Raw genomic sequence first — 17,285 nt, 5'->3', positions numbered from 1 at the left:
CGCCACGGGGGCTGCAACAAGGGAGTGTCCGGCCGTGGAGAGTACCGCAGCGCCGGAGCAGACAGCCGGAGCCACTGCCGCGAAGGAGCCCGCCGCACCGGTACGCCCGCAGGAAGACCCGCTGGAGACCAACCCGCTGGAGCTAATTCCCCAGCGGCCGCCCATGGTGCTCGTCGACCGCTTCGAGGGCATCGATGCCGAGGGGGTCTCGACAACCGGCTACACCGTGGTGCCCGCGGGGCTCTTCGTCGCCGGAGGGCGGATGAGCGAGTGCGGCATTATCGAACACATGGCCCAGTCGGCCGCCGCCCGCATCGGGTGGTGCTGCCGGGCCGAGGGGCGCCCCGTGCCGGTGGGCTTCATCGGAGCGGTCTCGCGCCTCGAGCTCCACGACCTGCCCCGCACGGGGGCGCATCTGCGCACCCGCCTGCGCATCGTCCAGGAGATTGGACCCCTGTCGCTGGCCGAGGTGCGCACCGAGGCCGACGGTCGACCGCTGGCCGAAGGGAACCTGAAAATATACCTGCAGTCATGAAACGCAAGAGGGAAACCGCCCCTGCGGGGGCCGCACTGAGCCACACCACCACGCTCCGCGTCCGCTTCAGCGAGGTCGACTCGATGAGCGTCGTCTGGCACGGGGAGTATGTCCGCTACTTCGAGGACGGCCGCGAGGCCTTCGGCGAGCGCTATCCCGGGCTGGGCTATCTGGACATCTACGCCAGCGGCTACACGGCCCCCATCGTCGCGCTGCAGGTCGACTACCGCCGTCCGCTCCGCATCGCCGAGCGGGCCGAGGTCGAGACGCGCTACATCCCGACCGAGGCGGCCAAAATCTGTTTCGAATACACCATCCGCCGCGCCTCGGACGGCGAGGTGGTCGCCACGGGCTCCACAACGCAGGTCTTCGTCAACACCGAGGGCGAGCTGGAGCTCACGGCACCCCAATTTTTCAAGGAATGGAAACGCAGATGGAACATCGAATAGCGACCTATCTGGGCGGCGACGCCATGCTGACGGCGCTGGGCAGCGACACGCAGGAGAGCTTCCGCGCGCTGGCCGAGGGGCGGTGCGGCCTGCACCCCGTCGGGCAGCCCTGCCCGCTGGAGGCCGCTGGGAGCTTTGCCCCGGGGCTGCTCGAGGCGCTTGCCCTCGAGGGGCTCACGCCGCTCGAGAGCGCGCTGGTGCACTGCGCCGAACGGGCCGCCCAGGAGTCGCACCTCGACCCCGGAGGAGAGGAGTGCGCCCTCGTCATCTCGACGACCAAGGGCAACGTCTCGCTGCTCGAGGGGCGGACGACGCCCCCCGACGAGGCCTTTCTCTACACCTCGGCCTGCCGCGTGGCCCGAAGGCTGGGCATCACGCGTCCGCCGGTGGTCGTCTCGAACGCCTGCATCTCGGGCGTCACGGCGCTCATCGTCGCCCGCCGCATGATTCTCGACGGGGAGTGCGCCCACGTCATCGTCGCGGGGGGCGACCTGCTGAGCGAGTTCGTCGCCGAGGGGTTCCGCTCCTTCAAGTCGCTGAGTCCGGGCCCCTGCCGCCCCTACGACGCCACGCCGGAGCACGGGCTCTCGCTGGGCGAGGCCGTGGCGGCCGTGGTCCTCACGTCGGACCCCGCGCGGGCAAAGTTGCCCGCCGTGTGGCTCGAAGGGGGTGCCGTCACCGACGACGCCAACCACATATCGGGTCCCTCGCGGACGGGCGACGGGCTCCACTACGCCATCGAGGGGGCGTTGCGCGAGGCGGCCCTGCCGCGCGAGCGGCTCAGCTTCGTCAACGCCCACGGCACGGGCACGGCCTACAACGACGCCATGGAGAGCCGCGCCCTCGAGCTGAGCGGCCTGAGCGGCTGCCCGGTCAACAGCCTGAAGGGGGCGCTGGGCCACACGCTGGGGGCCTCGGGGGTGGTCGAGAGCATCCTTGCGGCCGAGGAGCTGCGCCGCGGCGTGCTGCTCGGCACGGCCGGGTTCGAGCGGCTCGGGACCCCCTGTCCGTTGAACGTTTCGGCCGAAAGCCGTACGCTCGCCATGCGCCACTGTCTGAAGAGCGCCTCGGGATTCGGCGGCTGCAACGCCGCCATCGTGCTCGGGCTCGAGCAGTTCGCCGGCGACGCCCGGCGGCAGGAGGCCGCGCCGCGGGAGCGGAGCTGCCGCGTGACGGCCCGATGGGAGCTGCCCCATACGGGGGAACCCTTCGCGCAGGTGGTCCGCGCATGCTACCACGCGCTCGGGGCCCCCAACATGAAGTTCTTCAAGATGGACGACCTGGCCAAGGCGGCCTACGTCGCCGCCGAGGAGCTGCTCGCCGGGCAGCGGCTCGGCGAACGCTACGCCCCGACCGACATCGCCGTGGTGCTGGAGAACACCTCCTCGTCGCTCGACACCGACCTGGCGCACCAGCGCATCGTCGAGCAGCATCTGCCCGAGGGGTGCTCGCCGGCGGTCTTCGTCTACACGCTGCCCAACGTGGCGGCGGGTGAAATCTGCATCCGCCACCACATCCAGGGCGAGGAGAGCTTCTTCGTCACCGATGCGGAGCACCCCGTAGCCGAGCGCTACGCCCGCCGGCTCATCGCCCGCGGTGCGGCGCGCGCCGTCATCTGCGGCCGCTGCGAATACCTGGCCGGCAACTACGACGTCCGCCTCATGCTGCTCGAGGCCGAAGAGGAGCAGCCGGAGGGAAAGTAAATTAGAGGCAGGCCGGGCCGCAAGAGGAGAAAGGACACCGGGCCGGAGAGAACCGAAGAGGGCCGAAGAGGGCCGAAGAGCCCCGGGAAAACCCCGGGAAACCCCGGAAAACCCCGGAAAACCCCGAAAAACGCCGGAGAGCCCGGAGATGATTTGAAAAAAATATATTGGAAGACAACAAAACAAGAAAACAAGATAGAAGAGATGCAGACCGAAGAGATTATTCCGAAACTCAAGGAGCAGCTTATCGAAGCGCTCAACCTCGAGGAGATTACCCCCGACGACATCGATGCCGATGCGCCCCTGTTCGGCGACGGACTGGGCCTCGACTCCATCGACGCGCTGGAGATTATCCTCATCCTCGAAAAGAACTACGGCATCCGGCTGGAGAATACCGCCGAGGCGAAGCCTCACTTCTACTCGGTGCGCACGCTGGCCGAATACATCGCCGCTAACAGCAAACAGTAGGGCCATGCGCATCGCAGTCACGGGCATCGGCATCGTTTCGGCGGCAGGTCTGAACGTCGCCGAAAACCTCGCCACGCTGCGCGCGGGCCGGAGCGGCATCGCCCCACGGCCGGTGCGCCTCGCCACGCGCCACTGTCTGCCCGTGGGCGAGGTGCCCCTCTCGAACGAGGAGTTGGCCGCACGCCTCGGCATCGGGGAGCTCCAGTCGCGCACGACGCTGCTGGGGATGATGGCCGCCGAAGAGGCACTGCGCGACGCCGGAGGGGTGCGCCCCCGCACGGCCCTCGTCTCGTCGACCTCGGTGGGCGGCATGGACCTCACGGAGTGCTTCTTCGAGGAGTTCGCACGCGACGAGCGGCGCGGACGCCTCCGCATGGCGGCCCACCACGACTGCGCCGACAGCACGCTGGCCATTGCCCGCCGCTGCGCCGTCGACGGACTCACCACGACGCTCAGCACCGCCTGCTCGTCGGCGGCCAACGCCATCGGCCTGGCCGCACGGCTGCTGCGCCACGGCGTGGCCGACCGCGTGGTGGCAGGCGGATGCGACGCCCTGTGCCGCTTCACGCTCAACGGCTTCAAGTCGCTGATGATTCTCGACGAGCAGCCCTGCCGCCCCTTCGACGCCTCGCGCGCGGGGCTCAACCTGGGCGAAGGGGCCGCCTACGTGGTGCTCGAGCGCGCCGGGGAGACGGCTCACCGCCCCTACTGCTACGTGGCAGGGTTCGCCAACGCCAACGACGCCTACCACCAGACCGCCTCCTCGCCCGACGGCGAAGGCGACTTCCTGGCCATGAGCGGCGCGCTCCGCCAGGCCGGCATCGAGCCCCGCGAGGTGGACTGGGTCAACGCCCACGGCACGGGGACGCCCAACAACGACCTGGCCGAGAGCCGCGCCCTGAGGCGCCTCTTCGGCGCGGAGCTGCCCCCCGTCTCGTCGACCAAGGCGACGACGGGACACACGCTCGCCGCCGCCGGAGCCATCGAGGCGGTCATCTCGGTGCTGGCGCTCCACCACGGCGAGTGCTACCCCACGCTGCGCTTTGCGGAGCCCGACCCCGAGGGGGACATCCGTCCGCTGGATTGTCTCACGCGGAGCGACCTGCGCTGCGTGCTGTCGAATTCGTTCGGATTCGGCGGCAACTGCGCCTCGCTCCTTCTCTGCCGGGAACCATGAAGTGCCGCTGCTACATAAACGGGCATGCGCTCCACGACGAGCAGCAGCCCCCCTTCGCCGAGCTGGTCCCCTCGGCAGCCATGCGGCGACGCATGAGCCGCTTCCTGCGCATGGGCGTACCCACGGCGATGGCCGCGCTGCGCCGCAGCGGGGTCGACCCCGCGCAGGTCGACGCCATCATCACCGCCACTGGGTTCGGCTGTCTGGGCGACAGCGAGAAATTCCTGCGTACGATGGTCGAACAGCGCGAGGAGCTGCTCAACCCCACGCCCTTCATCCAGTCGACCTTCAACACGCTCGGGGCGCAGATTGCGCTGCTCTGCGGCAACCGCGCCTACAACATGACCTACGCCCACCGGGGCTACAGCTTCGAGTCGGCGTTGCTCGACGCGGCGATGCTCCTCGACGAGGGGCAGGCGCACCACCTGCTGCTGGGGGCCGCCGACGAGCAGACCCCCGCGCAGCACCGCATCATGGAGCGCATGGGGCTCTGGCGCCGCCACGCGGATGGCGAGGGGGCCCTCTTCCTGCTCCTCTCCAATGAGGCGGGGCCCCGCTGCGCGGGCTGCATCACCGAGGTGCTCTTCCCGGCCGGGGAGGAGCTCCGCGCGTCGGACGACGAGCTGATGCGGCGCTTCGAAGCCGACCGGGTGGTGCGTCCCGAACCGATGCAGCCCGACTGCGCCACCGGCGCGGGGCGGCGGCTGGCCGAAGCGCTGCCGCTGCTGAACAGCGAGGTGCGGCGCATCGTGCTGTGCAACAACTATATGGATACGAACCCAACGGTCATCGTCATCGAATGGGCAGCGCAACGTTCATAATCGCGGCCGCCGTGCTGCTTGCGGCCGTGCTCCTGGTCCGGGGCTCGGCCTCGGTGCGCGCCTCGTGGTACCTGCGCATGCGCTGCCGCGCCCGGAGGGCGGGGCGCCGCGTGGCGCTCACCTTCGACGACGGACCCGACCCGCAGCGGACCCCCGCGGTGCTCGACCTGCTGGCACGGCAGGGGGTGCGGGCCACCTTCTTCGTGGTGGGGGCCCGGGCGGAGGCCCATCCCGAGCTGGTGCGCCGCATGGTGGCCGAGGGGCATGTGGTGGGGAACCACTCCTACACCCACTCGTGGCGCTTCCCGCTCCGCAGCCTCGGCCGCACCATGGAGGAGCTGTGCCGCACGGGCGAGGTGCTGCACCGCATCACGGGGCGGCAGCCGCGCCTCTTCAGGCCCCCCTTCGGGGTGACCAACCCCACGATTGCCCGGGCGGTGCGCCGCCTGGGGCTCGACCCCGTGGGGTGGAGCATCCGCTCGCTCGACACCATGGGACAGAGTCCCGAACGGGTTGCCGCACGCATCCTGCGCCGCCTCCACCCCGGTGCGGTCATCCTGCTGCACGACCGCTGCGCGGGGAGCGAGCGGCTGGTCGGGCTGCTCGTCGAGGGGCTGCGGAGCCGCGGCCTCGAGCCGGTGACCCTGCCCGAACTTTTTGACATCGAAGCCTATGAAAAGACTCGCTAAGCTGACAATAGCCTGCATGCTGCTCGCCGCCGTCGCGGCACCGAACGCCGCACGGGGCCAGGAGGCCTCCGCCGCCGAGCGCTTCGCCGAGCAGTTCGCCGCGCGGAGCCGCTCGGTCGAGAGCATCCTCTGCGCCTTCACCGAGACGCGCCACATGAGCGTCCTGGCCGACGACGTGGTCCGCAGCGGCACCTTCCGCTACAAGCGCCCCGCGCGCATGGCGCTCGACTTCGACTCGGGCGACCGCATCGTCATGACCGGGGAGCTCTTCCTCAACCGCATGGCGGGCCGCACCACCACGGCACGCATGAACTCCAACCCGATGCTCCGCCAGATGCAGTCGATTTTCGGCGCCTGCATGACGGGCGACCTCGAGGCGCTCCGCCAGACGGGGCGCATGAGCGTCACCCCGCGCGAGGGGGGCTACCGCGTGGTGCTCATCCCCGAGAGCCGCGCGGCGCGCCGCTACGTGAGCTCCATCACGCTCGACTTCGACGCCGCGGACATGACCCTCGACCGGCTGCGCATGGAGCAGCCCTCGGGCGATTACACGCTCTACCGCTTCAGCCGCAAGCGGCTCAACGTCGCCATCGACGACGCGGCATTCGACGCCAACTGACCCCTTCACACGAACGACCATGCTGCGCAACGAACTCTATACGCTCGAACAACTCGGAGGCGGCCCCGCCGAGGGTGCCGCTCGGTGCTTCCGCGTGCGGCTCAACGCCGCCCACCCGCTCTTTGCGGGCCACTTTCCCGGGCAGCCGGTGCTCCCGGGCGTCTGCACGCTCGACATGGTGCGCGAGGCGCTCTCGGAGGCGGTGGGACGCCCCTGCCGCTTCGCCGCGGTGCGCGACTGCAAGTTCACCGCGCCGGTCGACCCGCGCCTCACGCAGCAGCTCGAAATCAGCCTCCGCGCCGACGCGGGGCGCATCGACGCCACGGTGACCGACCGCGAACGGACCGTACTCAAACTCAAAGCCTCATACACCGACCTGCATGTCTGACTCCGAGATGAAGATACCCTGGGCCGAACGGGCCCGAAGGCTGGGCTGCGCCGTGGTGATTCCCACCTACAACAACGACCGGACGCTGGGCGGGGTCATCGCCGGCGTGCGGCGCTACTGCGCCGACATCTTCGTGGTCAACGACGGCTCGACGGACCGCACGGCCGAGGTGCTCGCCTCGACGGAGGGCATCCGCACCATCGCCTACGCCCGCAACCGCGGCAAGGGGTACGCCCTGCGCCGCGGGCTCCGCGCCGCACGCGAGGCGGGCTTCCGCTACGCCCTGACCATCGACTCCGACGGGCAGCACTACCCCGACGACATCGCCCGCTTCATCGAACGCATCGAGCGGCGGCCCGACACGCTGCTCATCGGCGCGCGCAACCTGACGGCCGACAACATGCCCGCACGCAACACCTTCGCCAACCGCTTCTCGAACTTCTGGTATCTGGTCGAGACGGGGCGCCGCCTCGAGGATACGCAGTCGGGCTTCCGCCTCTACCCCCTCCGGCAGCTCGGGCGGCTCCGCTCGCTCTGCAGCCGCTACGAATTCGAGGTCGAGGTCATCGTGCGCGCCGCATGGCGCGGCGTCGAGGTGGAGAACATCCCCGTGAGGGTCTACTACGCCCCCGACGGGGAGCGCGTCTCGCACTTCCGCCCGCTGCGCGACTTCACCCGCATCTCGCTGCTCAACAGCGTGCTGGTGCTCGAGGCGCTGCTCTTCTACTACCCGTGGCGCTTCTTCCGCGCACTCACGCGCGAAAACATCCGCCGCTTCATCCGCCGCAACATCACCCGCTCGCCCGAGAGCAACGCCCGGCTGGCCGCAGCCATGGGCTGGGGCGTCCTCTGCGGCATCCTCCCCATCTGGGGCTACCAGATGATTTTCGCCGGCCTGTCGGCCCACTTCATGCGGCTCAACAAGCTGGTGGCCATCGTCTTCTCGAACATCAGCATCCCGCCGATGATACCCTTCATCCTCTACGGCAGCTACTGGCTCGGAGGCCGCATCACGGGGCTCCCCGTCGAGCTGACGCTCGCCGAGGTGACGCTGCGCCGCATGGCCGAGTGTCTGGCGCAGTACCTCGCCGGAAGCGTGGCGCTGGCCGTGGCGGCCGGCGCCGCGGTCTGGGCGGTGAGCTGGTGCGTCATGACCCTCATGAAACGAACACCCTGTCATGAATAGGCTCTTCACATCGCTCTACGACCTGCTGCACCGCCGGCGGGCGCTGCTCTGGACGCTGCTCGCGCTCAGCACGCTGGTCATGGGGTGGTTCGCCGCACGGCTGAGCTTCGCCGAGGACATCACCTCGTTCCTGCCCGACGACAGCCAGGGGCGCCGGACGGCCTCCATCTTCCGCAGCCTGCGCATCAAGGACAAAATCGTCATCATGCTCACGGCCAACGACCCGACCTCGGACGACACCCCGCAGCGGATGGTCGAGGCGGCCGACGCAATCGCCCGGGGGCTCCGCAGCGCCGTTGACGATGGGCTGCTCGAATCCATCACCGACCGCATCGACGAGGGGGTGCTCGACTCGGCCACCGAGCTGATATACAACCACCTGCCCGCCCTGATGGACGACCGCACGCTCGCGCGGCTCGACTCGCTCACCTCGGCGGAGGCCATCGACCATGCGGTGGCGCGCGCCTACGGGCGCCTCACCTCCCCGGCCGGCATCGCGCTCGGGGAGTTCGTCCTGCGCGACCCGCTCGACTGGGGCACGCAGCTCATGGCGGGCTTCCAGCGCTTCGACACCTCGCTCGGGTACGAGCTCTACGACGACCACATCTTCACCCCGGGGCTCGAGACGCTGCTGCTCTTCGCCGTGCCGGCCGGCGGCTCGTCGGCCACGGCCGACAACGAACGGCTCGTCACGCTGCTCGAGGAGCAGCTCGAGGCGGCCTCCGAGCGCTTCGAGGTGCAGGCCGACTACTTCGGCGCCGTGGGGGTGGCCGTCTACAACGCCCGCCAAATCAAGCGCGACACGATGGGGACGCTCACCGTGGCCCTCCTCCTCATCGTGACGGTCATCACGCTCGTCTTCCGCAACCGCTGGGCCGTGCCCCTCATGATGGTGCCGGTGCTCTACGGCGCGCTCTTCGCCCTGGGGGCCGTCTACCTCATCCAGGGGTCAATCTCCTCGATTGCCGTCGGCGCCGGGGCCGCCGTGATGGGCATCGCCCTCAGCTACTCGATTCACATGCTGGCCCACAGCAACCACACCGACGACCCCCGCCGCGTGGTGAGCGAGCTGGCCTATCCCCTCACCGTGGGGAGCTTCACCACCATCGGCGCCTTCTTCGGGCTGGTCTTCACCCGCTCGCAGCTGCTCCACGACTTCGGACTCTTCTCGGCCCTCACGCTGGTGGGGACGACGCTCTTCTGCCTCGTATTCCTCCCCCACATGCTCTCGGGCGGACCGGTGCGGCGCCCCGGGTGGCTGCTCGAACGCATCGAGCGGGTGAACGCCTACCGCTACGACTCGAACCGCTGGCTGGCCGGCGCCCTGATTGCCGCCACGCTCGTCGGGCTCTTCTTCTTCGGCGACGTGCGCTTCGAGAGCGACATGACGCAGCTGAGCTACGAGCCCGAGCGCTTCGCGACGGCCGAGCGGCGGCTGCAGGAGCTCTTCGCCGACACGAACGACTACGTCTATCTGGTCACCACGGCGCCCGACACGGAGCAGGCAGCCGAGGCCTACGGCCGCACGCAGCGCATGCTCGACTCGTTGGCCCGCGCCGGGGAGCTGCGCGAACCGGCCTCGGCGGCCGACTTCGTCGTGCCGATGGAGGTGCAGCGGCGGCGCATCGCCGCGTGGGAGGCCTTCTGGAGCCCCGAAAAGCGGGCCGAGGTGGAGCGGCTCGTGGCCGGGGCGGCCCGCCGCCACGGATTCCGACCCGAGGCCTTCGCCCCCTTCACGCGGCTCCTCGAGCGGCACTACACCCCCTTCGACCCCGCCGGCACGGAGGCCGCGCGCCATCCGCTGCTGGGCGAGTGGCTCAACCAGAGCCCCGACGGACCCCTCTTCGTAAGCCGCATCGTCGTCGATGCACCCCGGAAGGAGCGCGTCTACGCCTCGCTCGAACGCATACCCGAGGTGGGCATCCTCGACCGCGCCTACTTCGCCAGCCGCATGGCCCGGGTGGTCAACGACGACTTCAACACCATCCTCCTCATCTCCTCGGCGCTGGTCTTCTGCGCGCTGCTGCTCTCCTACGGGCGCATCGAGCTGGCGCTGCTGGCCAGCCTCCCCATGGCGATGAGCTGGGTGCTCATCCTCGGGCTGATGGCCCTGCTGGACATCGAGTTCAACATCGTCAACATCATCCTCTCGACCTTCATCTTCGGTCTGGGCGACGACTTCAGCATCTTCATCATGGACGGACTGCTGAGCCAGTACCGCGACGGGCGCCGCCTGCTCGCGGCCCACAAGACCGCCATCTTCTTCTCGGCCTTCACCACCGTGGCCGGCATCGGCGCACTGCTCTTCGCCCGCCACCCGGCGCTCCACTCGCTCGCCTTCATCTCGATTGTGGGGATGGCGGCCGTCGTGCTGGTCGCCTACACGGTGCAGCCCATCCTCTTCCGGATGTTCATCTCGGGGCAGACCGCGCGCGGAGGGTTCCCCTACACGCTCGGGGCGCTCGCCAACACGCTCTACGCCTTCCTCTACTTCGTGACGGGGTGTCTGCTGCTGCAGCTCTACGCCGCACTGCTCCTCATGCTGCCGCTGGGGCGCCGCCGGCGCAAGGCCTGGTTCCACCGGGCGCTCCACCTCCTCTGCCGCCTCTTCCTGGCCACCATCTTCACCACGCGCACCCGACGCATCAACCCCCGCGGCGAGCGCTTCGAACGCCCGGCCGTCGTGGTGGCCAACCACCAGTCGTTCGTCGACATCCTGCTGCTGCTGAGCCTCTCGCCGCGGCTGGTCATGGTGACCAACCACTGGGTGTGGCGCTCGCCCTTCTTCGGGCGCATCGTCCGCTTCGCCGGCTTCCACTCGACGGAGAGCGGCTACGAACGGCTGGCCGAGGAGCTCCGCCGCGAGGTGGACGACGGATACTCGGTGGTGGTCTTCCCCGAAGGGACGCGCTCGGCCGACCTGGAGGTGCACCGCTTCCACCGGGGGGCCTTCCAGCTGGCCGAACGGCTGGGGCTCGACACGGTGCCGGTGGCCATCTACGGCTCGGGGCTCATCTGCTCGAAGCGGCAGCCCTTCTACATCAAGCGGGGCGATTTGAGCTGTCTGGTCATGGAGCGCGTCGCCCCCGCAGAGGGTGGGCCGGGCTCCGATGCCCGCAGCCGCGCACGATGGTTCCGCCTGCGGGTGGCCGAGGGGTACGACCGCCTCTGCCGGCTGGAGGCGGCGAACCCCTACTACGCCCGCGCCGTCATCCGCAACTACCTCTACAAGGGGCCCGTGCTCGAGTGGTACATGCGCATCAAGCTCCGTCTGGAGCGCAACTACGCCGAGCTGGAGCGGCTGCTTCCCGAGCGGGGGAGGATTGTCGACCTGGGGTGCGGCTACGGCCAGGCGAGCTGCCTGCTGGCGCTCCGCAGCCGCGGGCGCGAGCTGCTCGGCATCGACTACGACGCCGAAAAAATTGCCGTGGCCGAACACGGATTCCTGCACGGCGGGCGGCTCCGCTTCCGCTGCGACGACGTCACGCGCTGCGAGCTGCCCCGCGCCGACGCCTTCATCATCAACGACATGCTCCACTACATCGCCCCCGAGGAGCAGGAGCGGCTGCTCTCCCGCTGCGCCGAGCGGCTCACGGCGGGGGGCTGCATCATCGTGCGCGAGGGCGACCGCTCGCGCCGCAAGCGCCACCGCCTGACGGAGGAGACCGAGCGCTGGTCGACGCGCATCCTGGGATTCAACAAGACGTGCGGCACGCTCCACTTCCCCACCGGCGAGTGGATGGAGGAGGCGGCCCGCCGCCTCGGCCTCACGCTCCGCATCGAGGACTACACACGCCATACGTCGAACATGCGCTACATATTCACGAAAGGAGGTGCGCGATGAGCCGTTACGACGTGGTGGTCATCGGAAGCGGCATGGGGGGCCTGACCTGCGCCGCAATGCTCGCCAAGGAGGGGATGAAGGTCTGCGTGGTGGAGAAGAACCACCGCCCGGGGGGCTGTCTGCAGTCGTTCCGCCGCGGCGGGCGCATCCTCGACACGGGCATCCACTACGTGGGGAGCCTGCGCGAGGGGCAGACCATGCATCAGTATCTGAAGTACCTCGGCGTGCTGCCCCGCATCACGCTGCGCGGGCTCGACCCCGAGGGGTTCGACCTCATCCACCTCGAGGGGCGGACTTTCCGCCACGCGCTGGGCTACGACAACTTCGTCGAGGGGCTGGCGGCCGACTTCCCGGCCGAGCGGAGCGGCATTACCGCGTATGCCCGGCTGCTGCAGCGCATCGGCGGCTCCATCGCCCCGGAGGTGCTGCGCCGGGGGCAGCTGTCGGCCGGAGCGACCGAATATCTGGGCGTCTCGGCCGCCGCGGCCATCGACGAGCTGGTGGGCGACCCGCTGCTGCGGCGCGTGCTGGCCGGCAGCGCCCCGCTCTACGGCGGGCGGCGCGACATGTCGCCCCTCTACCACCACGCGATGATCAACCACTCGAACATCGAGGGGGCGGCCAGCTTCGCCGGCGGGACGCAGCGTCTGGCCGACGCGCTGGCGGAGGTGCTCCGCGCGGCGGGCGGCGAGCTGCTTTGCGACGCCCGCGCCAGCCGGCTGCACCTGAGCGGCGGGAGCGTCTGCACCGTGGAGCTCAACGACGGCGAACAACAACTCGAGACACGGTGGGTCATCTCGGACATCGCCCCCGCGGCGACCTTCGCCCTGGTAGACCCCACGCCGCTGCTCCGGCGCTCGTTCCTCCACCGCATGGAGTCGCTCCCCTACACCTACGGCCTCTTCACGGCCCACGTGCGGGTGCGCCCCGGCGCCCTTCCCTACCGCAACTGCAACCACTACCTCTACAACACGCCGGACGTCTGGAGCGAGCAGGGCGACTTCGAGGGGTGCAACATCCCCGTGGTGCTCCTCTGCATGCAGCCCTCGGCCGAAGAGCCGGCGCAGGCCGACGTCGTCACGCTGATGGTCCCCATGCGCATCCAGCCCCTCGAGCCGTGGTTCGGCACCCGCTCGGGAAGGCGCGGGGCCGACTACGAGGCCTTCAAGAGGCGCTTCGCCGAACGGACGCTCCGCTTCGCCGCACGCTTCTTCCCGGGGCTCGACCGCGGGGCCGAGCTGCTCTGCACCTCAACGCCGCTCACCTACCTCGACCTGACGGGCTCGCCCGAAGGGTCGGCCTACGGACTGCAGAAGGATTTCAACCGTCCGGTATCGTCGCTCATCCCCGTGCGCTCGCGCATCGCCAACCTGCTGCTCACGGGCCAGAACCTCAACGTCCACGGCATGCTGGGCGTCACCCTTTCGGCCGCACTCACCTGCAGCGAGCTGGTGGGAGAGGCCTACCTCGCAAAAAAAATCGGTTATGCTTAGGATGTTGCGCAAAACGCTTGGAATCATGCTGACCCTCCTCGCCATCGCACTGGGAGCGGTCGTCGTCGCCCTGCTCACCACGGCGGGAATCGGCTACCGCCTCTACCGCTCGGCCGACATGGGCGAGCCGCGCCTGGAAATCGACACGGCGCTCTACACCGTCACCCGCTCGAACGGCGTGGCTCACTGCGGCGGCTCGACGCTGCGCCGAAATCCGGCCGGAGTGTGGGAGCTCACCACCGGCGGAGACCCCCTCACGCGGGGCGCCGAGTCGGGGGCGCTGCTCCGCGGGCTGATGTACTACCAGGAGCGGGCCTTCGTCGACCAAATCCGCCGCATCATCCCCTCGGAGCGCTACCTGCGCTTCCTGAGGAGCTTCATCGTCATCTTCAACCGCAACCTGGGGCACTGTGTCCCGGAGGAGTACCGCCGCGAAATCTTCGCCTCGTCGCGCTGGTGCTCCCACGAGTTCGACGCCATCGGCAACGCCTACGAGCGCCAAATCAACTACCACGCCGCCCACGACATCGGGCACGTCATGCAGGAGTACATGCTCGTCGGCTGCAGCTCCTTCGCCACGTGGGGCGGCCGCAGCGCCGACTCGACGCTGCTCGTGGGGCGCAACTTCGACTTCTACGTCGGCGACGACTTCGCCCGCAACAAGCTCGTCACCTTCTGCCGCCCCGAGCGGGGCATCCCCTTCGCCTCGGTCGGATGGGCCGGCATGAGCGGCGTCCTCTCGGGGATGAACGCCGCGGGGCTCACCGTGACGCTCAACGCCGCCAAGGGGGCGCTCCCCACCCGTGCGGCCACCCCCATCTCGCTGCTGGCACGCACCATCCTGCAGTATGCCTCCACCATCGAGGAGGCCTGCGCCATCGCCGACACCACCCGCACCTTCGTCTCCGAGTCGCTGCTCATCGCCTCGGCCCGCGACCGCCGCGCCGTAGTCATCGAGAAGACCCCCGAGCGCTCGGCCCTCTACGAGGGCGAGGGCGAGCAACTCCGCTGCACGAACCACTACCAGTCCGCCGCCTTCGCCGACGACCCCTACAACCGCGAGAACATCGCCACGAGCGACAGCCCCTACCGCCTGCAGCGCCTCGGCGAACTGCTCGACAGCCTCGCGCCGCTCACCCCCGCCCGTGCGGTGACCATCCTGCGCGACCGGCGCGGTCTGGGCGGGCGCGACATCGGCCTGACCAACGAGAAGTCGCTCAACCAGGCCATCGCCCACCACAGCGTCGTCTTCGCACCCGAGCGGGGGCTCATGTGGCTCTCGACCGAGCCCTGGCAGGCGGGACGCTTCGTCTGCTACGACCTCGGGCGCATCTTCGCCGGCGAGGCGCCCCCAGAGGGGCGGCTCGACCTGCCGGAGGAGGAGCTGCCGGCCGACAGCCTCTTCCTCAGGGAGGATTATCCGCGCATCGTCGCCTACCGCCGCGACTGTGCCGCGCTGCGGCAGGCCATCGCCCGCCGCGAACGGGTCGACGAGGCGCTGCCCGAGCGCATCCTGGGCGAGAATCCCCGCTTCTTCGGGGCGTGGGCCCTCTGCGCCGACTACCGCGAGGAGGTGCTCGGCGACCGCGAGGGGGCCCGCCGCTGCCGGGAGGAGGCGCTCCGCCTCGAGATACCCCGCCTCTCGGAACGTCAGGAGATTGAACGCAAACTCAAATGACCATGATACGCAACAACCAAATCCAGTTCGCATCGCCCGAGGCGATTCGCGCCTTCCAGGAGGAGCGCCTCCGCGAGACGCTCCGCTACCTCGAGGAGCACTCGCGCTTCTACCGGGAGATGTTCCGCCGCGAGGGCATCGACCCGCGCGACATCCGCACGCTCGACGACCTGCAACGGCTGCCCGTCACCACCAAGGAGCAGCTCCAGCTTCGCAACGACGACTTCCGCTGCGTCGCCCCGCGCCAAATCATCGACTACGTCACCACCTCCGGCACGCTGGGCGACCCGGTCACCTTCGCACTGACGGAAGGGGACCTCGACCGCCTGGCCTACAACGAGATGCTCTCGTTCACCACGGCCGGCTGCACCCCCGACGACATCATCCAGCTGATGGTCACGCTCGACCGCCGCTTCATGGCCGGACTGGCCTACTTCCTCGGGGCGCGGATGCTGGGCTGCGGCGTCACGCGCGTGGGCAACGGCATCCCCGAGCTGCAGTGGGACACCATCCGCCGCATCGCCCCCACCACCTGCATGGTCATCCCCTCGTTCCTGCTGCGGCTGGCCGACTTCGCACAGGCGTCGGGCATCGACTTCCGCCGCAGCCCGCTGCGCCGCGCTCTCTGCATCGGCGAGGGGCTGCGCGACCCCGACAGCTTCGAGCTCAACACGCTCGGGCGGCAGATTCACGAACGCTGGCCCGAGCTGGAGCTCTTCTCGACCTACGCCTCGACCGAGATGCAGAGCTCCTTCACGGAGTGCCCCTGCCACTGCGGCGGACACCTCCCCCCGGACCTCATCATCGTGGAGTTCCTCGACGACGAGGGGCGTCCGGTGGCCGACGGCGAGCCGGGCGAGGTGACCGTCACCACGCTCGGCGTGGAGGGGATGCCGCTGCTGCGCTTCCGCACGGGCGACGTCTGCCGCCACTACTCGGAGCCCTGCCGCTGCGGCCGCAACACGGTGCGGCTCGGCTCGCTGCTCGGGCGCAAGGGGCAGATGATTAAGTTCAAGGGGACGACGCTCTATCCCCCCGCGCTGTTCGACATTCTGGACAACATCCCCGAGGTGGAGAACTACCTGGTCGAGGTCTTCACCGGCTCGCTGGGGACCGACCAGGTGCAGATTCGGGTCGGAAGCCGCGACCACAGCGAGGAGCTCGTCAAGCGCATCAAGGATGTCTTCCGCTCGAAGGTGCGCGTGGCGCCCGACATCCTCTTCGAGCCGGCCGAGCTGATTGCCAAGCTGCAGATGCCCCCGACGAGCCGCAAGGCGGTGAAGTTCATCGACCTGCGCAACAACACGCTTCACTGAAGCGGCGGGCGGCGAAGCCACGGGCGGGCGGCAGGAGGCCGGCGACGGAAAAGGTCGGCCCGGGCGGCGGAACAGGCCTGTCCGGAGCGCCCGGCGCGAAAACGGCGGGGCGGCGGACGGCCGGAGACGGAAAAGGCCGGCCCGGGCGGCGGAACAGGCCGGCCCGGCGCGCCCGGTGCGGAAAACGGCGGGACGGCGGACGGCGGGGAAGCCCCCCGGGCGGGGCAGAGTGTCGTCGGGCCCGGAAGCCGGAAGCGGCATGGCGGACGGACTTTGCCGTTTTTGCAATTTTAATCTATATTTGCACGGAAACCATAAACGCAAACATCCCATGAAGCGACTTCTTCTGGCCCTCGCGGCCGCATGCTCGCTGCTCACCGCGGCGGCACAGCAGACCCCCACCTACGTCTACGGTATCGACTTCTCGCTTGCGCGCGTCTCGGGCGCCAACGAGAGCGACCAGCAGTTTGCCGAGGCCTTCCGCCGCATCAACCAGCTGCTCATCACCGAGGCCGACAAGTACGACTTCGCCCGCGCGCTGCGCCAGCCGCAGCTCAGCGTCGACATCGACCCCATGCTCCAGCGTCTGGACGCCTGCGGCTACGAGCGGCTGCGCGACACGAAGCACACGGCCACCGACGAGGAGGTGCGTGCCGCCATCGCCTCCTACGAGCTGGAGGAGCAGGAGGGCACGGGCATCGTGCTGGTGGCCCTGTTGCTCGACAAGCCCTCGGCCAAGGCCCTCTATGAGATGGTCATCTTCGACATCGCCACGCGCGAGGTCCGCTGCATCGAGCGGGTCGAGGGGCATGCCGGAGGCTTCGGACTGCGTAACTTCTGGGCCAACACCGTCCGGGAGGTGCTCAAGACGTGGCGCCGCGAACACCGCGAGCCGCTGCTCCCGTAAACGGGGCGGCAA

General features: G+C 69.3%; 15 protein-coding genes. All 15 read left to right on the top strand.

Annotated features, from left to right (window positions below):
• Positions 1-34: 34 nt before the first annotated feature.
• The 15 genes from C8267_RS07250 (at position 35) to C8267_RS07180 (ending at position 17,273) form a co-directional block, all read left to right on the top strand.
• Positions 35-535: a hydroxymyristoyl-ACP dehydratase gene (locus C8267_RS07250; RefSeq protein WP_158699757.1), complete on the top strand. Its 501-nt coding sequence runs from the start codon at positions 35-37 to the stop codon at positions 533-535.
• Positions 532-984 carry an acyl-CoA thioesterase gene (locus C8267_RS07245; RefSeq protein WP_106634216.1) on the top strand — a complete coding sequence of 151 codons (453 nt, stop codon included), beginning with the start codon at positions 532-534 and terminating at the stop codon, positions 982-984. The genes C8267_RS07250 and C8267_RS07245 overlap by 4 nt, the downstream gene beginning before the upstream one ends.
• Positions 969-2,687, top strand: a complete 1,719-nt coding sequence (locus C8267_RS07240; protein WP_158699756.1) for a beta-ketoacyl synthase N-terminal-like domain-containing protein — start codon at positions 969-971, stop codon at positions 2,685-2,687. Before C8267_RS07245 ends, C8267_RS07240 begins: the two co-directional genes overlap by 16 nt.
• A gap of 204 nt (positions 2,688-2,891) precedes the next feature.
• On the top strand, positions 2,892-3,155 hold the full coding sequence (locus tag C8267_RS07235; RefSeq protein WP_087361909.1) for a phosphopantetheine-binding protein: 264 nt from the start codon (positions 2,892-2,894) through the stop codon (positions 3,153-3,155).
• Between the two features lie 4 nt (positions 3,156-3,159).
• Entirely contained in the window at positions 3,160-4,332 is a 1,173-nt protein-coding gene (locus C8267_RS07230; protein ID WP_106634214.1) for a beta-ketoacyl-[acyl-carrier-protein] synthase family protein, read from the top strand.
• Positions 4,329-5,153 carry a beta-ketoacyl synthase chain length factor gene (locus tag C8267_RS07225; RefSeq protein WP_106634213.1) on the top strand — a complete coding sequence of 275 codons (825 nt, stop codon included), beginning with the start codon at positions 4,329-4,331 and terminating at the stop codon, positions 5,151-5,153. The genes C8267_RS07230 and C8267_RS07225 overlap by 4 nt, the downstream gene beginning before the upstream one ends.
• Positions 5,132-5,842, top strand: coding sequence for a polysaccharide deacetylase family protein (locus C8267_RS07220; protein WP_106634212.1), 711 nt, complete (start codon positions 5,132-5,134; stop codon positions 5,840-5,842). The genes C8267_RS07225 and C8267_RS07220 overlap by 22 nt, the downstream gene beginning before the upstream one ends.
• Positions 5,826-6,461, top strand: coding sequence for a LolA family protein (locus C8267_RS07215; protein ID WP_106634211.1), 636 nt, complete (start codon positions 5,826-5,828; stop codon positions 6,459-6,461). The genes C8267_RS07220 and C8267_RS07215 overlap by 17 nt, the downstream gene beginning before the upstream one ends.
• A 19-nt stretch (positions 6,462-6,480) precedes the next feature.
• Entirely contained in the window at positions 6,481-6,849 is a 369-nt protein-coding gene (locus C8267_RS07210; protein ID WP_158699755.1) for a polyketide synthase dehydratase domain-containing protein, read from the top strand.
• Positions 6,842-8,035 carry a DUF2062 domain-containing protein gene (locus C8267_RS07205; protein WP_234025726.1) on the top strand — a complete coding sequence of 398 codons (1,194 nt, stop codon included), beginning with the start codon at positions 6,842-6,844 and terminating at the stop codon, positions 8,033-8,035. Before C8267_RS07210 ends, C8267_RS07205 begins: the two co-directional genes overlap by 8 nt.
• On the top strand, positions 8,028-11,879 hold the full coding sequence (locus C8267_RS07200) for a trifunctional MMPL family transporter/lysophospholipid acyltransferase/class I SAM-dependent methyltransferase (protein WP_106634209.1): 3,852 nt from the start codon (positions 8,028-8,030) through the stop codon (positions 11,877-11,879). Before C8267_RS07205 ends, C8267_RS07200 begins: the two co-directional genes overlap by 8 nt.
• On the top strand, positions 11,876-13,372 hold the full coding sequence (locus C8267_RS07195; RefSeq protein ID WP_106634208.1) for a phytoene desaturase family protein: 1,497 nt from the start codon (positions 11,876-11,878) through the stop codon (positions 13,370-13,372). Before C8267_RS07200 ends, C8267_RS07195 begins: the two co-directional genes overlap by 4 nt.
• Positions 13,365-15,050: a C45 family peptidase gene (locus tag C8267_RS07190; RefSeq protein WP_106634207.1), complete on the top strand. Its 1,686-nt coding sequence runs from the start codon at positions 13,365-13,367 to the stop codon at positions 15,048-15,050. Before C8267_RS07195 ends, C8267_RS07190 begins: the two co-directional genes overlap by 8 nt.
• 2 nt (positions 15,051-15,052) lie before the next feature.
• Positions 15,053-16,366: a phenylacetate--CoA ligase family protein gene (locus tag C8267_RS07185; protein WP_106634206.1), complete on the top strand. Its 1,314-nt coding sequence runs from the start codon at positions 15,053-15,055 to the stop codon at positions 16,364-16,366.
• A gap of 331 nt (positions 16,367-16,697) precedes the next feature.
• A complete protein-coding gene (locus C8267_RS07180) occupies positions 16,698-17,273 on the top strand; it encodes a hypothetical protein (protein WP_106634205.1) in 576 nt (191 codons plus the stop codon).
• The last annotated feature ends 12 nt before the right edge of the window (positions 17,274-17,285 follow it).

It is taken from the genome of Alistipes sp. Marseille-P5061 (assembly GCF_900290115.1).
Classification (GTDB): Bacteria; Bacteroidota; Bacteroidia; order Bacteroidales; family Rikenellaceae; genus Alistipes; species Alistipes excrementigallinarum.
This window is presented reverse-complemented; position numbering and strand designations above follow the sequence as displayed.

Bases quoted from the DNA above. Each gene is read 5' to 3' on its own strand.
- C8267_RS07245 (WP_106634216.1), top strand. From the start codon at position 532: ATGAAACGCAAGAGGGAAACCGCCCCTGCGGGGGCCGCACTGAGCCAC.
- C8267_RS07240 (WP_158699756.1), top strand. From the start codon at position 969: ATGGAACATCGAATAGCGACCTATCTGGGCGGCGACGCCATGCTGACG.
- C8267_RS07235 (WP_087361909.1), top strand. From the start codon at position 2,892: ATGCAGACCGAAGAGATTATTCCGAAACTCAAGGAGCAGCTTATCGAA.
- C8267_RS07230 (WP_106634214.1), top strand. From the start codon at position 3,160: ATGCGCATCGCAGTCACGGGCATCGGCATCGTTTCGGCGGCAGGTCTG.
- C8267_RS07225 (WP_106634213.1), top strand. From the start codon at position 4,329: ATGAAGTGCCGCTGCTACATAAACGGGCATGCGCTCCACGACGAGCAG.
- C8267_RS07220 (WP_106634212.1), top strand. From the start codon at position 5,132: ATGGGCAGCGCAACGTTCATAATCGCGGCCGCCGTGCTGCTTGCGGCC.
- C8267_RS07215 (WP_106634211.1), top strand. From the start codon at position 5,826: ATGAAAAGACTCGCTAAGCTGACAATAGCCTGCATGCTGCTCGCCGCC.
- C8267_RS07210 (WP_158699755.1), top strand. From the start codon at position 6,481: ATGCTGCGCAACGAACTCTATACGCTCGAACAACTCGGAGGCGGCCCC.
- C8267_RS07205 (WP_234025726.1), top strand. From the start codon at position 6,842: ATGTCTGACTCCGAGATGAAGATACCCTGGGCCGAACGGGCCCGAAGG.
- C8267_RS07200 (WP_106634209.1), top strand. From the start codon at position 8,028: ATGAATAGGCTCTTCACATCGCTCTACGACCTGCTGCACCGCCGGCGG.
- C8267_RS07195 (WP_106634208.1), top strand. From the start codon at position 11,876: ATGAGCCGTTACGACGTGGTGGTCATCGGAAGCGGCATGGGGGGCCTG.
- C8267_RS07190 (WP_106634207.1), top strand. From the start codon at position 13,365: ATGCTTAGGATGTTGCGCAAAACGCTTGGAATCATGCTGACCCTCCTC.
- C8267_RS07185 (WP_106634206.1), top strand. From the start codon at position 15,053: ATGATACGCAACAACCAAATCCAGTTCGCATCGCCCGAGGCGATTCGC.
- C8267_RS07180 (WP_106634205.1), top strand. From the start codon at position 16,698: ATGAAGCGACTTCTTCTGGCCCTCGCGGCCGCATGCTCGCTGCTCACC.